Genomic DNA, 14,595 nt, shown 5'->3' with positions numbered 1-14,595 from the left:
CTATGAGTGGGGCATTACTTGCAATGAACGCTAGTAATGCCCCACTCATAGCATTCGGAAGGGCTTCGGGTCAGGGGTGGCCGAGGCCCATGGCGCGCAGGACGGTTTCGAACTTCGCGGTGGTTTCGGCGAGTTCGGCTTCCGGGTCCGAGTCGGCGACTATGCCGCCGCCGGCGTACAGGCGCAGTGAGCGTTCGGCGGCTTCCGCGCTCCGGATCGCCACCGCCCATTCCCCGTCGCCCGCGGCGTCCACCCAGCCGACCGCGCCCGCGTAGTACCCGCGGTCGAACGGTTCCAGTTCCCCCAGCACGCGCCGCGCCGCCTCCGTCGGGGTGCCGCAGACCGCCGGGGTCGGGTGCAGCGCGGCCGCGAGGCGCAGCGCGGTGATGGACGGATCGGTGAGCCGTCCGGTGACCGTGGTGCCGAGGTGCCACATCGTCGGTGTGCCAACGACTTCCGTCGGTGCCACGCGCAACCGCGTGCAGAACGGCCGCAGCACCTCCACCATGTCCTCGATCACCACGGCGTGTTCCCGACGGTCCTTTGCGGACTCCGCGAGCCGCCGCGCGTTCTCCGCGTCGATGCGGGGATCGGCCGAGCGCGGCGCGGATCCGGCGTGCGGGTGCGAGAAGACGCGATCGCCGTAACGTGACAGAAGTAGTTCCGGTGTCGCACCAACGAAGGTCGAGCCACCCGGCAACGGTGCGGCGAAGGTGAACCCAGCTGGGTTACCCCGCACGAGGTTCCGCAGGATCGCTTCGGGCCGGATCGGCTCGTCGAATTCGAGGTCGAGCACCCGGGCCAGGACGACTTTGCGCAACCGTTCGTCACGCAACATTTCCACCGCGCGAGCCACGGCGGCCACGTGCTCAGCCGGTTCGGGCACCGCGCGCATCGAACGCGGGACGCCGATTCCGGTCTGCGGGAGGGACGCCGCGGCGGGGTGCGCGGGTCCGCTGATCCGGACCTCGCGGGGGAGCAGGATGTGCCCGGGGGAAGTCGCGTCCGGGCCGGTGTCGAACGGCAGGATGCCCGCCGCCAGTGGCACATCGGGGTCGGCCAGCGCCTCACGCACCCGTTCGGCCAGTGCCACCGGGTCCCGTTCGGACAGCACACCGTCCACTCCGGAACCCAGCAGGGTGCGGCGCTCGGTGCCGAAGAAGAAGTCGCCGGCGGCGTAGCCGTCCAGCAGGTCCGCCACCCGTGCACCTTCGTGCGCCGTAGCCGTCATCGGCTCACTCCCTCTCGGCGGCCTCTCCGCGTCCACCTCCGAGTTTCCGCCTGCCACCTCGGTTTGTCCGTGGCCGGTCGGGGTTAAGTGAGCAAGAGCACCACCTGGACGTGCGCGAAGACCGGTGACGGACTGCCCGTCACCGGTCTCGCACGCCTGGTGAGCTGCGCGAACTACTTCAGCGCGTCGATCAGCGCCTGACGCTGGACATCGCCCAGCCCGGCGGCGCGCCGGTCCTCCGGGATCTTCGCCTGCTCGAGCAGAGCGGCGACCTTGACCGCGCCCAGTCCGGGCACGGCCTTCAGCAGCTGCGTGACCTTGGTCTTGCCAATGGTCTTGTCCTCCTTGGCGCGGAGCAGCACCTTGTCGATGCTCTCCTTGCCGGACTTGATCGAAGCAAGCAGCTCGGAGCGGGCCTTGCGAGCCTCGGCCGCCTTGGCGAGGGCATCGGCACGCTGCTCCGGCGTCAACGTAGGCAGAGCCAACGTATTAGTCCTTTCCTTCTCAGGTGTCCGCTTGACGCGGCGGTGGCCGGAAGTCTCGACGCACGCTTTGCCTCATGCGCTGGCCAGGCCACCTCGTACCACCGGCCCAGTAAACGCCACGAGGCCCACCCTTGTGCAACCGACACGCACTTAGTACCCGTCCTTGCCCGTCCGGGCAACCCCACATCCCCCGCTCCGGCCTGCGAAAACACCCCGTCCCACTGTCCGGTTGGGAGCGAGATCATCCGCGCCGCCCATCGCCAGGGTGATCACCGCGAGATCCGGTAACCGATTTTCCGGACCGGCGATTTTGTTGCCACCAAAGAAATGCCGGTAATTCCGCGGACAAGTACGCGCACGGTGCGACGGCTGCGGCGTCACTCGTCCGAAGGACCGTTCACAACTCGGCCACAGCCGGTCCCGGACGGCCTCGCGACACTGCCCGATCGGCTCTACTCGGTTTAGAGTCGGCCCCAGGTTTGGTCCACCGGAGCACCGATCGGGAGACGTCGATGTTGAGCACGATGCAGGATGGGCAACTTTCGCTCGGCAAATTGCTGCGCCACGGCAGCAGCGTGCACGCCAAGAGCGAAGTCCGCACCTGGACCGGTACAGAGTCCCGCCGGGAGACCTACGGCGAGCTCGGCGCGCACGCCGCGCGCCTGGCGAACGCGCTGCGCAGCCTCGGGGTAACCGGCGACCAGCGCGTCGGCACCTTCATGTGGAACAACGCCGAGCACCTGGCCGCCTACCTGGCCGTGCCCGCCATGGGCGCGGTGCTGCACACGCTCAACATCCGGCTGTTCCCGGAGCAGCTGGTCTTCGTGGCGAACCACGCCGAAGACCACGTGGTGATCGTGGACGGCACGCTGGTGCCGCTGTTCGCCAAGCAGCTGCCGCAGATGAAGACCGTGCGGCACGTGCTCGTCGCCAACGGTGACGCTTCGAGGCTCGAAGCACCGGACGGCGTGCAGGTCCATTCGTACGCCGACCTCCTCGCCGAGCAGTCCAGCGAGTTCGACTGGCCGGAAGTGGACGAGCGGTCGGCCGCCGCGATGTGTTACACCTCCGGCACCACGGGTGACCCCAAGGGCGTGGTCTACTCCCACCGCTCGATCTGGCTGCACTCCATGCAGGTCTGCATGTCGGACTCGATGCGGCTGGCACAGTCCGATTCGGCGCTGGCCATCGTGCCGATGTTCCACGCGATGTCGTGGGGCCTGCCCTACGCCTCGCTGATGGTCGGCGCCACGCTGGTGATGCCGGACCGCTTCCTCCAGCCGGAGCCGATCGCGCAGCTGCTCGCCGCCGAGAAGCCGACCTTCGCCGCCGCCGTGCCGACGATCTGGCAGGGCCTGCTGCAGTACCTGGACGCCAAGCCGCAGGACATCTCGCACCTGCGCGAGGTGGTCGTCGGCGGCTCGGCGGCGCCGCCGTCGCTGATGCACGCCTTCGAGGAGCGCTACGACGTGCCGGTCCTGCACGCCTGGGGCATGACCGAGACCTCCCCGCTGGGCAGCGTGGCGCGCCCGCCGGAGTCCGCGACCGGCGACGAGCGCTGGCGCTACCGCTACACGCAGGGCCGCTTCCCCGCCTCGGTGCAGGCGCGGCTGATCGGCGACAACGGCGAGGTGCTGCCCTGGGACGACAAGGCGGTCGGCGAGCTGGAGGTGCGGGGGCCCTGGATCGCGGCGGCCTACCACGGCGGCGCCGAGGTCGATCCGGAGAAGTTCCACGACGGCTGGCTGCGCACCGGTGACGTCGGCCGGATCACCCCGGACGGCTTCCTGACGCTGACCGACCGCGCCAAGGACGTGATCAAGTCCGGCGGCGAGTGGATCTCGTCGGTGGACCTGGAGAACACGGTGATGTCGCACCCGGCGGTGGCTGAGGCCGCGGTGATCGGCGTGCCGGACGAGAAGTGGGACGAGCGGCCGCTGGTGGCCGTGGTGCTGCGTGAGGGCCAGACGGTCACCGCCGAGGAGCTGCGCGAGTTCCTGGCGGGCAAGGTGGCCAAGTGGCAGCTGCCGGAGAACTGGACCTTCATCGAGGAGGTGCCCAAGACCAGCGTCGGCAAGTTCGACAAGAAGCGGCTGCGGGCCTTCCACACCGAGGGCAAGCTCGACGTCTCCCAGTTGTGAGCCGGTTGTAAGCGACGAACGGACTACGCCGAACGTGACAATTATTCGCGTTCGGCTTCCCCGGGGTTCATCCGGTGGTTAACGTCGTGCGCCAGCGTGCACGTGACCACCGGATGACTGGGGAGTGACCGCATGAGCGGACTGAGCAGGCGGGGATTCGTCACGGCGGCCGGGGCCACGGGTGCCGGACTGCTGCTGAGCACCCCGATGGCCTCGGCCATCGACCGCGCGATGGGCTACAGCGCCGCGCGGGCGGTGAGCACGGCGGGCACCACGCTCGAGGCCGTCGCCACCCCGGTCACGCCCGGTCCGGCGTACAGCAGGCTCACCGCGAGTCCCGGCTGGCCGCTGGTGGTGCGCGAGGACATCACCGCGGCGAAGTCCGGCCGCGACGACCGGCGCACCGCCAGGGCGTCCTTCGTGCAGTTCACCGACATGCACATCACCGACGTCCAGAGCCCGGCGCGGTTCGAGTACCTGCACCCGTTCACCGGCTCGGCCCACCGCCCGCAGGAGGCGCTCGGGCCCGCCGCCACCACGTCGCTGCTGCGCCGGGTCAACGGCCTGCCCGGCGGTCCGTTCACCGGGCGCGGGTTCGACTTCATGATGACCACCGGCGACAACACCGACAACCACGAGCAGATCGAGCTGGAGTGGTTCCTCGACACGCTCAACGGCGGCACGGTCACCCCCAACACCGGCGATCCGGCCCGCTACGAGGGCGTGCAGGACTCGGGCGCGCCGCTGTACTGGAACCCCGGCAAGCCGCTGGACGACGCGTACACCCGGAAGGGCTTCCCGCAGCTGCCCGGCCTGCTCGACGCGGCCATCGCGCGGTACGACTCCCCCGGCCTGGACATCCCGTGGCTGTGCACCTTCGGCAACCACGACAACACCCCGGTCGGCAGCCTGCCGGCGAACATCCCCGGCATCGACCACTGGTACACCGGCCGGTACAAGGTCATCGGCAAGGACGAGAGCGAAGCCAAGAAGCTCGCCGACTCCTTGGAGCGCGGCGGAGTGGCGGTGGCGCAGCTCTTCGGCGGTTCCGGCACGATCCGCGAGGTCACCCCGGACGAGCGCCGCCGCACCTTCTCCACCGCCGAGTTCGTGCAGGCCCACCTCGACGCCTCGAACACCGGCCCAGGGCCGGTCGGCCACGGTTTCACCGGCGACAACGCCGACGGCCGCGACGTCTACTACACCTTCCGCATCGCGCCCGGCCTGACCGGGATCAGCCTGGACACCACCACGCTGGCCGGGCTCGCCGACGGCTCGATCGGCCTCGGCCAGTACCTCTGGGTGGAGAAGACGCTGCGGCGCGGCAGCTCGAAGTACTACGACTTCTGGGGCAACAAGGTCACCCAGCAGGTCACCGACGAGCTGTTCGTGCTGTTCAGCCACCACACCAGCGACACGATGGGCAACATCCTGCCCGACTCGCGGCACCCGCTGGAGCCGCGGCTGAACGGCGACACCTTCGTCGGCCTGCTCAAGCGTTTTCCCAACGTGCTCGCCTGGGTCAACGGCCACACCCACCTCAACGGGATCGTCGCGCACGCCGGCGCCACGCCCGCCCAGAGCTTCTGGGAGATCAACACCGCCTCGCACATCGACTTCCCGCAGCAGGCGCGGATCGTCGAGGTGGCCGACAACGGCGACGGCACGCTCTCGCTGTTCACCACGCTGGTCGAAGCCGACGCGCCCTACGCCGCCGACTACGGCGACACCTCGGCGCAAGCGCTTGCATCCCTGTACCGCGAGCTGTCGTACAACGACATCCACGCCGATCCGATCCGCCTGGGCCGGTCCGCCGACCGGAACACCGAACTGCTGCTGGTGAACCCGCTAGCTTGAGCGGATGACCGACTTCTCGAAGCTGATCCCGTTCGCCGAACGCCTCGGCGTCGACATCACCGAGGCGACGGCGGAGCGGGTGCGCGGCCGGATCGACTGGTCGGCGGACCTGACCAACACCGGGGGTGGGCTGCACGGCGGGCTGCTGATGTCGCTGGCCGACACCACCGGTGCCGTCTGCGCCTTCCTCAACCTGCCCGAGGGCGCGCAGGGCACCACCACGATCGAGTCGAAGACGAACTTCCTGCGCGCGGTCCGCGAAGGGCACGTGGTGGCCACGTCGAAGCCGCTGCACGCCGGGCGGCGGGTGATCGTCGTGGAGACCGAGGTGCACGACGGCGCGGAGAAGCTGATCGCCAAGGTCACGCAGACCCAGGCGGTGTTATGAACCTGCACCCGGCAAGTGGTTTACACCAGCTGGCCGACCGGTGAAAATCTCTGACACCCGGGGAGTCCGGTTCTGGAGGGTGTGAAAAGCATGCGTGGACGTCTGTTGCTGTCGTTGCTCTCGGTCGGCCTGCTGGCCACGACCGCCGCCCCGGCGAGCGCCGCGCCACCGATGCAGGACGAGGCGATCGACTACCACGAGTGGGCGTCGACCAGGGACTTCCGCGCGGGCACGCTCGACGGCGTGGCGCTGGGCCCCGGCGGGCTGCGGCTGACCCGCCCGGTCGGCACGATCGAGCGCACCGAACCGGCACTGGGCACCACGCGCACCTACGAGTACGGCCGCTGGACCTCGCCCGACTACCGGCACGGCTTCGACGCCACCGAGCTGATCGCCTCGTGGAACGCGCTCACCCCGGCGAAGACCTGGCTGCAGGTCGAGGTCAAGGCCACCACGGCCACCGGGGAGAACACCGCCTGGTACATCCTCGGCCAGTGGGCCTCCGGCGACCAGGACATCCACCGGACCACGGTCGACGGCCAGTCCGACGCGCACGCCTCGGTCAGCGTGGACACCCTGGTCGCCAACGACGGCGTCACGCTCAGCTCGTACCAGGTGCGCGCCACGCTCTACCGGGAAGCGGGCAGCGCGGCCACCCCGACGGTCAGCTCGCTCGGCGCGATGGCGTCGAACGTGCCGGCACGGTTCGAGGTGGAGCCGACCGAACCGGGCGTGGCCACCGGGATCGAGCTGGCGGTGCCACGGCACGCGCAGAACCTGCACAAGGGCAAGTACCCGGAGTTCGGCGGCGGCGGGCAGAGCTGGTGCAGCCCGACCTCGACCGCGATGGTCACCGAGTTCTGGGGCCGCAAGCCGAGCGCCGCGGACATGTCGTGGCTGCCCGCGGACTACGTGGACCCGACCGTCGCGCACGGCGCCCGCTTCACCTACGACTACTCGTACGAGGGCACCGGCAACTGGCCGTTCAACACCGCGTACGCGGCTTCGCTCGGGCTCAAGGGGCACATCACCCGGCTGCACTCGCTGAACGAGCTGGAGTCCTACATCGCCAAGGGCATCCCGGTGATCACCTCGCAGTCGTTCCTGGCCGACGAACTGGACGGCGCCGGGTACGGCACCGCCGGGCACATCTTCGTGGTGGTCGGCTTCACCGCCGAGGGTGACGTCATCGTCAACGACCCGGCGACGAACAGCAACGACACCGTGCGCAACGTGTACAAGCGGGACCAGTTCGAGAAGATCTGGCAACGCACGAAGCGGTACACCGCCTCGGGCAACGTCGCCTCCGGCCCAGGCGGCGTCGTCTACCTGATCACCCCACCCAAGTAACCCACCCCACCATGCGTGGGGGGTCGGGACAGGTGCCGTGAAAGCCACATTCACGGCATGGGTGGAGCCCTTCCACCGTGGCTGGCTTGAGGTCCCGAGCGTGGGGTTCGACGTCCTGAACGTGGGGTTCGGATGCCTGAGTGTGGAGTTCGGCTGCGGGAACGTGGGACTCACCCGGATCCCCTCGTCCCGGGCGAGTCCCACACTCAGGAAGCCGAACCCCGCACTCAGGCAGCCGAACCCCACACTCGCCGCCCCATCCGAGCCCCCGCCAATGCTATGAGTGGGGCATTACTTGCGTTCAACGCTAGTAATGCCCCACTCATAGCATTCAGGGCAGCTCGCGGCGGCCGGATTCCGTCGGGTCGGGGTCATGCGGATGTCGCGATGGGTGCATGTGGCGTGGCAGAGTTCGGGTGACTGACCCGAACGCGGAAGGTGGTCGCATGCCGTACGAAGTCCAGGGCGTGGTTTCGCGGGTGAAGGGCGAGCCGGTCTCGCTGGAGACGGTGCTCGTGCCCGACCCCGGTCCGGGTGAGGCGGTGGTCTCGGTGCAGGCCTGCGGGGTCTGCCACACCGACCTGCACTACCGCGAGGGCGGGATCAACGACGAGTTCCCGTTCCTGCTCGGTCACGAGGCCGCCGGGGTGGTCGAGCAGGTCGGCGCCGGCGTCACCGACCTGGAGCCGGGCGACTTCGTCATCCTGAACTGGCGCGCGGTCTGCGGCACCTGCCGCGCCTGCAAGCGCGGGCGGCCGTGGTACTGCTTCTCCACGCACAACGCCCAGCAGCCGATGACGCTCGCCGACGGCACGAAGCTGAGCGCGGCGCTGGGCATCGGCGCCTTCCTCGAGAAGACGCTGGTCCACAGTGGACAATGCACGAAGGTCAGCCGCGAGGCCGAGCCCGCGGTGGCCGGGCTGCTCGGCTGCGGGGTGATGGCGGGCATCGGCGCGGCGATCAACACCGGCGCGGTGGGCCGCGGCGACTCGGTGGCGGTGATCGGCTGCGGTGGCGTGGGTGCCGCGGCGGTGGCCGGGTCCCGGCTCGCCGGGGCGGACCGGATCATCGCGGTGGACACCGACGAGCGCAAACTCACCTGGGCCAAGGACTTCGGCGCCACGCACACGTTCAACGCCGCGGGCAAGTCCGAGGACGAGGTCGTCGAGGCCATCCAGGAATTGACCGGCTCCTTCGGCGCGGACGTGGTGATCGACGCGGTCGGCCGCCCGGAGACCTGGCGCGAGGCGTTCTACGCACGCGACCTGGCGGGCACCGTGGTGCTGGTGGGCGTGCCGACCCCGGACATGCGGCTGGAGATGCCGCTGATCGACTTCTTCTCGCGCGGCGGCTCGCTGAAGTCGTCGTGGTACGGCGACTGCCTGCCGTCGCGGGACTTCCCCCTGCTGGTGGACCTCTACCTGCAGGGCAGGCTGCCGCTGGACAAGTTCGTCACCGAGCGGATCCCGCTCGACGGCGTGGAGCAGGCGTTCGCCCGGATGCACTCCGGTGACGTGCTGCGCAGCGTGGTGACCTTCTGAGGAAGCTGTTCGACGACGAGGACTACCCCGCCGAGCCGTATCCGGGGGCCCGGCCGGGGTGTTCCTTCGTGCACCTCGACGGCGCCGGGTACGAGGTGCCGGACCCGCCCGATCTCGAAGGGCGCATCCCGGTACTGGCCTACGGCTCGAACGCCTGCCCGTCGAAGATCACCTGGTTGCGGCGCACGCTCGGGCTCACCGGTGCGGTGATCGTGCTGCAGGCGAAGTGCACCGGCCTCGCCGCGGTGTGGGCCGCGGGCAGGCGGGTGGTCGACGACCAGCGCCCGGCCACCCTGGCCGCCATGCCGGGCGTGGTCGAGGAGCACGCGGTCTGGCTGGCGACGCCGGAGCAGCTGCGCGTGCTGGACGTCTGCGAGGGCCGGGGAAACCGGTATCACCTCGCGCGGGTACACACGGGCGAGGTAACCCTCACGAACGGCGCGTCCTTACCGGACGTCCTCGCCTACGTGGCGGCGTCACCGATCCGGTTGCCGTTGCTGATCGGCGGGAGTCCGGTGCGGATCGCCGACGTGGCACAGGCCCAGGCCGGGGCCATGACCGGGGAGACGGCGGAGTCGCACGGTCTCGAGGTCACGGTCATCGAAACCGATTAAACCTCCCATTCACGGATTTCCCCTATTTCGTGAATCGCATTGTTGTGATTCCACCGCCGGTCATTCACTCGTTTGTGTCGGCCGGTTGCAGCTGTGCAACGGCGGGATGATCGTGAGTGCAGACCCGCACTAATCCAGCAAGCGAAAGGATGCGGTAGCCATGACCGGCACGATGCGCCCGCAGGATCTCATCGACTCACCCGTGGTCGACCCGGCCGGAAGCAAGATCGGGAAGGTGGGCACGGTCTACCTCTCCGACGACACCCACCAACCCGAGTGGGTGACGGTGAAAACCGGGCTGTTCGGCCACCGCGAGAGCTTCGTCCCGCTCAACGGCGCGGACCTGGCGAACGACGGCCTGCACGTCCAGGTGGACAAGGACCAGGTGGCCGACGCCCCGCAGATCGACGCGGACGGCCATCTGTCCCCCGAGGAAAGTGGCGAACTGTACCGCTACTACGGCTTGCCGATGCAGCGTGACCGCGCCGGCGAGGACCGGGCGGACCGCGAGCGCGACAGCATGCGCCGCGACAAGGCCGAAATGGGCGGCATGGCGGGGGCCGCGGGCACCGCCGGAGCCGCAGGCACCGCCGGGATGACCGGCAAGGACAAGGAAGCGACCGCCGCCAAGCACGAGCACCGTGACGCCAAGCGGCAGCGCGACGGCGAGGACATGATCCGTTCCGAGGAGCGGTTCAACGTCGGCACCGAAGAGGTCGAGAGCGGACGCGTGCGGTTGCGCAAGTACGTGGTCACCGAGGAGCAGCAGGTCTCCGTGCCGGTGAGCCACGAAGAGGTGCGCATCGAACGCGAGCCGATCACCGACGGCGAGGCGGGCAAGGCCCGGATCGGCGAGGCGGAGCAGGACGTCATCCTGCACGCCGAAAAGCCCGTGGTGCGCAAGGAAGCCGTGCCGGTGGAGCGGGTGCGGATGGGCAAGGAGCGGGTGACCGACACCGAGACCGTCACCGGCGAGCTCCGCAAGGAGCAGATCGAGATCGACGACGACTCGAAGCTGCGTGACCGCGACCGCAAGGACCGGTGAACCAACGGCCGTGAGTGCGCGGGTGCCTGGTATCCCCGCGCACTCACGGCCGTCCATCAGCCGATGAGCTTGCCCGGGTTCATGATCCCGGTCGGATCCACCGCGGCCTTCGCGGCCGCGAGCACCGAAAGCCCGATCTCCCCGATTTCTTCGCCCAGATACGGTGCGTGGTCCATTCCCACCGCGTGGTGGTGCGAAATGGTACCCAATCCGGTAATCGCCGCACTGGCCGCTTTCTTGGCGCGCAGCCATTGCCCTTCGGGGTCCTTGTCGGAACGCGCAGCGAGCACGGTGAAATAGAGCGAAGCACCCGTTTCGTAGGCGTGCGAAATGTGGCACATCACCACCGAAGAATCGAACGAATCCCGCAGGGCCGTGCGCACGGCGTCCCGCAGAGTGTCCACTGAGGACCAGTGCGCCGCGGTCTCCAGCGTTTCCACGCAGACGCCGAGGTCGAGCAACGCGTCCCGCTGCCGCGGCCCGTTGAACCGGCCCTTGCGCCAGGACTCCCCCGCCGCCTTGCCGAGCGAAAGGCCACCGGCCGCCCGCACCTGCCGCACGGTCTCCGCGCGGCGCAGCGCGATCTCCCTGGTGGACTGCGCTTCCCAGCCGAGGATCAGCAGGCAGGGCCGCGAAACCCCGCGTGCCTTGAGGTAGCGGCTCACGGCCGCGGTCTTCCAGCCACCGCTCAACGACAGCGACACCTCGGTTTCGTCCTCATCGGACAACCGCGTCACGTCGGCCAGCGCACCCGACTGCGCCAGCCGCCGCACCAGCGCGGCCGCGGTGTCCCAGCCGTCCAGCACGTAACCCTGGTACCGGCGGACCTTCGGCACGGGTCGCACCCGCAGCCCGACCTCGGTCAGCACGCCGAGGGCGCCCTCGCTGCCCACGGCGAGCTGCCGCAGGTCGGGCCCGGCCGCCGAAGCCGGCGCGACGCCGAGGCGCCACTGTCCACACGGGGTGGCCAGCCGGACGCCGGTGACCATGTCTTCGAACCGGCCGTAGCCGCTGGACGCCTGCCCGGCCGACCGCGTCGCGGCGAACCCGCCGATGGTCGCCCGCTCGTGGGACTGCGGGATGTGCCCGAGCGTGAACCCGTGCTCCGCCAGCAGGTCTTCGGCTTGCGGACCGCGGACCCCGGCCTGCAGCACGGCGATCCGGGACACCGGGTCGACCGAAACCAGCCGGTCCAGGCGCACCAGGTCGAGCACGATCACCGCGGCCTTGTCCCCGCGGGCCGCCCGGACCCCGCCGACCACCGAGGTGCCGCCGCCGAACGGCACCACCGCGACGTCGAACCGCACGCACACCTCGAGCACGCGCTGCACCTCGTCCGGGTCCGCGGGCAGCACCACCGCGTCCGGCACCGGCAGTTCGCCGGGGTGCCGCCGGCGCAGGAGGTCCAGGTAGGACAAACCGCCCGCGCGGCTCAGTCGTTCCGCACGCTCCGTTTGCACGTGCGCGGCGCCGACGACGTCACGCAGAGCCTCTTTCGCGTCCGCTGCCAGCGAAGATTCCGATATTCGCAGTCCGGCGGATGGAACGACCGGTGCGGGACCACCCGGATTCCCGATACGCTCGGTGAGCCAGCGCATCGCCTTCGCCGGGAGGTGGGCGGCGTCCGCGCCCTCGGGCGTCCACGCAGCCCGCAGGCGGTGGTCAACTAGTTCACTCACCGGTATAGTGTTACATATGCCTGTCGAACGTAACATAAGCGCAGCTCGCAGCGCGTCGGCACTGGCCGACACCCGCAACCGGCAGGCCGCCACCCGGGTTTCCGACGACGTGCTGCTCGACGCGGCTCGCGAATGCGTGCTCGCGGTCGGTGTGCGCCGCACCACGCTCGCCGAGATCGCCCGCACCGCCAAGGTGAGCCGGATGACGCTGTACCGCCGGTTCCCGGACGTCCGCAGCGTGCTCGCGGCCTTGATGACGCGCGAATTCGGCGCGTTACTGCAGGGGGCGAGCGCCCGCGGCGGGGCCGCGGCGACTGCGCGCGGCAGACTGGTCGAGAGTGCCGTCGAAGCCGTGCGCGCCCTCGTCGGCGATTCCCTCATGCGCATCGTGCTCGATGTGGACGCCGAACTTGTGCTGCCCTACATCGTCGAACGCCTCGGTGGCACGCAGCGCCTCGCCGAGCAGGTGATCGCCGCGCTGCTGGCGGCGGGCTGGGCCGACGGCACCATCCGCCGCGGCGAAACCGGCGCCCAGGTGCGCGCGGTGTTGCTGGTGGTCCAGTCGTTCGTGCTCTCATTGCGGCCCGCGACGGCCGATGTGGACGAAGAAGCGCTGCTCAGCGAGTTCCGGCACCTGCTCGACGCGGCGTTGCGGCCGTGAACCCGGCTTCCCTCAACGCCGCCCGCCGAAGCACCGAGCTGGCGCAGGTGGCCGGCGGTGAACGGGTCGACCTCGCGGTGATCGGGGGCGGGGTGACCGGCGCGGGCATCGCGCTGGACGCTGCCGCGCGCGGGCTGTCCGTGGTACTGCTCGAAGCGAACGACCTGGCCTTCGGCACTTCGCGCTGGTCGAGCAAGCTGGTCCACGGTGGACTGCGGTACCTGGCCAAGGGTGACTTCGCGCTGGCGCACGAAAGCGCGGTCGAGCGCGGCATCATGATGACCGTCACCGCGCCCCACCTGACCCGCACGCTGCCGCAGCTCTTCCCGTTGCACACCACGACTTCGCGTGCCCAGCAGGGCGTGATCTCGGCCGGATTGCAGGCCGGGGACGTGCTCCGGCGCGTCACCAGGACGCCGGGTCGCGTGCTGCCGCGACCGCGCACGATCACCCGGCACGAGGCGCTCGCGCTCGCGCCTGGCTTGCGGCGCAACGGTTTGCGCGGCGCGCTGCTGTCGTTCGACGGCGCGCTCACCGACGACGCCCGGCTGGTGGTGGCACTGGCGCGCACCGCCGCCTCGTACGGCGCCCGGATCCTGACGCGGGTACGCGCGACGAAGCTGCTGGCCGATCGCGTGCAGGCGCGGGACGAGCTGACCGGGCAGACGCTGGAGGTCCAGGCGCGCCAGGTGATCAACGCGACCGGTGTGTGGGCGGGCGAACTGGTCGAATCGGTGCGGTTGCGCCCGTCGCGCGGGTCCCACCTGATCCTGCGCGGGGCCGCGGCGGGCACCAGCGTCAGCTCGGTGATGATCGGCGTGCCCGGGGAGACCAACCGGTTCGTCTTCCTACTGCCGCAGCCAGACGGGAATGTCTACTTGGGACTGACTGACGAACCCGTCAGCGGCCCCATCCCTTTGGTGCCCACGGTTCCTGAATCCGATGTGGACTTCCTGCTCGAAGTCGCCTCGTCGGCACTGGCGCGGCGGCTGACCCAGGACGACGTGGTCGGCCGGTTCGCCGGGCTGCGCCCGCTGATCGCGATGCCCGGCGGCGGCCGCAGCGCGGACCTGTCGCGCAAGCACGCCGTGCTGCGCTCACCGGACGGCGTGCTCACCGTGGTCGGCGGCAAGCTGACCACCTACCGGCGCATGGCCGCCGACGCCGTCGACGCGGCCGGACTGCACTCGGGACCGTCCACCACGCACAAACTCCCGCTCGTGGGCGCCGCACCACGTTCACGGTTGTCCACTGTGGACGCCCCACGACGACTGGTGGTCAAGTACGGCACCGAAGCGCCGCGGATCTCCGCGATCGGCGAACTGGACCCGGCACTGGCGGAGCCGGTGTTCGCGGGCAGCGAGATCTCGGGCGCCGAAGTCGTGTGGGCCGTCCGGAACGAAGGCGCCCTGGACGTCGACGATGTCCTGGACCGCCGCACCCGCCTGGGCCTGGTCCCCGCGGACGCCTCCGCCGCCCGGGACCGCGTCGCCGACCTGGTAGCCCGCTCCCTGCGAGGCCTCCCCAACCCCACCTGACCTCGCCGGACGAGTCCCACACTCCCGCAGCCGACTTCCACACTCGCCGCATCCGCCCCGGGCCA

Annotated in this window: 12 protein-coding genes; 9 read left to right on the top strand and 3 right to left on the bottom strand. The window is 70.0% G+C overall.

The window, feature by feature from the left end:
• Positions 1–70: 70 nt before the first annotated feature.
• The gene (locus tag L3Q67_RS14860) at positions 71–1,231 is read right to left on the bottom strand and encodes an isochorismate synthase (RefSeq protein ID WP_499190055.1); all 1,161 of its coding nucleotides are present in this window, start codon (positions 1,229–1,231) and stop codon (positions 71–73) included.
• A gap of 173 nt (positions 1,232–1,404) precedes the next feature.
• The gene (gene mihF, locus L3Q67_RS14855) at positions 1,405–1,716 is read right to left on the bottom strand and encodes an integration host factor, actinobacterial type (RefSeq protein WP_499190054.1); all 312 of its coding nucleotides are present in this window, start codon (positions 1,714–1,716) and stop codon (positions 1,405–1,407) included.
• A gap of 512 nt (positions 1,717–2,228) precedes the next feature.
• Between mihF and L3Q67_RS14850 the strand changes: the two genes are divergently transcribed.
• The 7 genes from L3Q67_RS14850 (at position 2,229) to L3Q67_RS14820 (ending at position 10,652) form a co-directional block, all read left to right on the top strand.
• Positions 2,229–3,857: a long-chain fatty acid--CoA ligase gene (locus L3Q67_RS14850; RefSeq protein WP_499190053.1), complete on the top strand. Its 1,629-nt coding sequence runs from the start codon at positions 2,229–2,231 to the stop codon at positions 3,855–3,857.
• 132 nt (positions 3,858–3,989) lie between these two features.
• Positions 3,990–5,714: a metallophosphoesterase family protein gene (locus L3Q67_RS14845; RefSeq protein WP_499190052.1), complete on the top strand. Its 1,725-nt coding sequence runs from the start codon at positions 3,990–3,992 to the stop codon at positions 5,712–5,714.
• A gap of 4 nt (positions 5,715–5,718) precedes the next feature.
• Positions 5,719–6,102: a PaaI family thioesterase gene (locus tag L3Q67_RS14840; RefSeq protein WP_499190051.1), complete on the top strand. Its 384-nt coding sequence runs from the start codon at positions 5,719–5,721 to the stop codon at positions 6,100–6,102.
• Between the two features lie 90 nt (positions 6,103–6,192).
• Positions 6,193–7,452, top strand: a complete 1,260-nt coding sequence (locus L3Q67_RS14835; protein WP_499190050.1) for a C39 family peptidase — start codon at positions 6,193–6,195, stop codon at positions 7,450–7,452.
• 446 nt (positions 7,453–7,898) lie between these two features.
• Entirely contained in the window at positions 7,899–8,993 is a 1,095-nt protein-coding gene (locus L3Q67_RS14830) for an S-(hydroxymethyl)mycothiol dehydrogenase (RefSeq protein WP_499190049.1), read from the top strand.
• A 68-nt stretch (positions 8,994–9,061) separates the two neighbouring features.
• The gene (locus L3Q67_RS14825; RefSeq protein ID WP_499190048.1) at positions 9,062–9,607 is read left to right on the top strand and encodes a gamma-glutamylcyclotransferase; all 546 of its coding nucleotides are present in this window, start codon (positions 9,062–9,064) and stop codon (positions 9,605–9,607) included.
• A gap of 160 nt (positions 9,608–9,767) precedes the next feature.
• A complete protein-coding gene (locus L3Q67_RS14820; protein ID WP_499190047.1) occupies positions 9,768–10,652 on the top strand; it encodes a DUF2382 domain-containing protein in 885 nt (294 codons plus the stop codon).
• 56 nt (positions 10,653–10,708) lie between these two features.
• Here L3Q67_RS14820 and L3Q67_RS14815 read toward each other — a convergent pair whose 3' ends face one another.
• Positions 10,709–12,331 carry an FAD-binding oxidoreductase gene (locus tag L3Q67_RS14815; RefSeq protein WP_499190046.1) on the bottom strand — a complete coding sequence of 541 codons (1,623 nt, stop codon included), beginning with the start codon at positions 12,329–12,331 and terminating at the stop codon, positions 10,709–10,711.
• Positions 12,332–12,347: 16 nt separating this feature from the next.
• Here L3Q67_RS14815 and L3Q67_RS14810 point away from each other — a divergent pair, with 16 nt between their 5' ends.
• Positions 12,348–12,992, top strand: a complete 645-nt coding sequence (locus tag L3Q67_RS14810) for a TetR/AcrR family transcriptional regulator (protein ID WP_499190045.1) — start codon at positions 12,348–12,350, stop codon at positions 12,990–12,992.
• Positions 12,989–14,530 (top strand): glycerol-3-phosphate dehydrogenase/oxidase, encoded by a 1,542-nt coding sequence (locus L3Q67_RS14805; RefSeq protein WP_499190044.1) that lies wholly within the window; start codon positions 12,989–12,991, stop codon positions 14,528–14,530. The genes L3Q67_RS14810 and L3Q67_RS14805 overlap by 4 nt, the downstream gene beginning before the upstream one ends.
• The last annotated feature ends 65 nt before the right edge of the window (positions 14,531–14,595 follow it).

The organism is Saccharothrix sp. AJ9571, assembly GCF_021725495.1.
Taxonomy (GTDB): domain Bacteria; phylum Actinomycetota; class Actinomycetes; order Mycobacteriales; family Pseudonocardiaceae; genus Amycolatopsis; species Amycolatopsis magusensis.
This window is presented reverse-complemented; position numbering and strand designations above follow the sequence as displayed.

Coding starts and splice junctions, on each gene's coding strand:
- L3Q67_RS14860 (WP_499190055.1), bottom strand. CDS start 1,231: ATGACGGCTACGGCGCACGAAGGTGCACGGGTGGCGGACCTGCTGGAC.
- L3Q67_RS14850 (WP_499190053.1), top strand. CDS start 2,229: ATGTTGAGCACGATGCAGGATGGGCAACTTTCGCTCGGCAAATTGCTG.
- L3Q67_RS14845 (WP_499190052.1), top strand. CDS start 3,990: ATGAGCGGACTGAGCAGGCGGGGATTCGTCACGGCGGCCGGGGCCACG.
- L3Q67_RS14840 (WP_499190051.1), top strand. CDS start 5,719: ATGACCGACTTCTCGAAGCTGATCCCGTTCGCCGAACGCCTCGGCGTC.
- L3Q67_RS14835 (WP_499190050.1), top strand. CDS start 6,193: ATGCGTGGACGTCTGTTGCTGTCGTTGCTCTCGGTCGGCCTGCTGGCC.
- L3Q67_RS14830 (WP_499190049.1), top strand. CDS start 7,899: ATGCCGTACGAAGTCCAGGGCGTGGTTTCGCGGGTGAAGGGCGAGCCG.
- L3Q67_RS14820 (WP_499190047.1), top strand. CDS start 9,768: ATGACCGGCACGATGCGCCCGCAGGATCTCATCGACTCACCCGTGGTC.
- L3Q67_RS14810 (WP_499190045.1), top strand. CDS start 12,348: ATGCCTGTCGAACGTAACATAAGCGCAGCTCGCAGCGCGTCGGCACTG.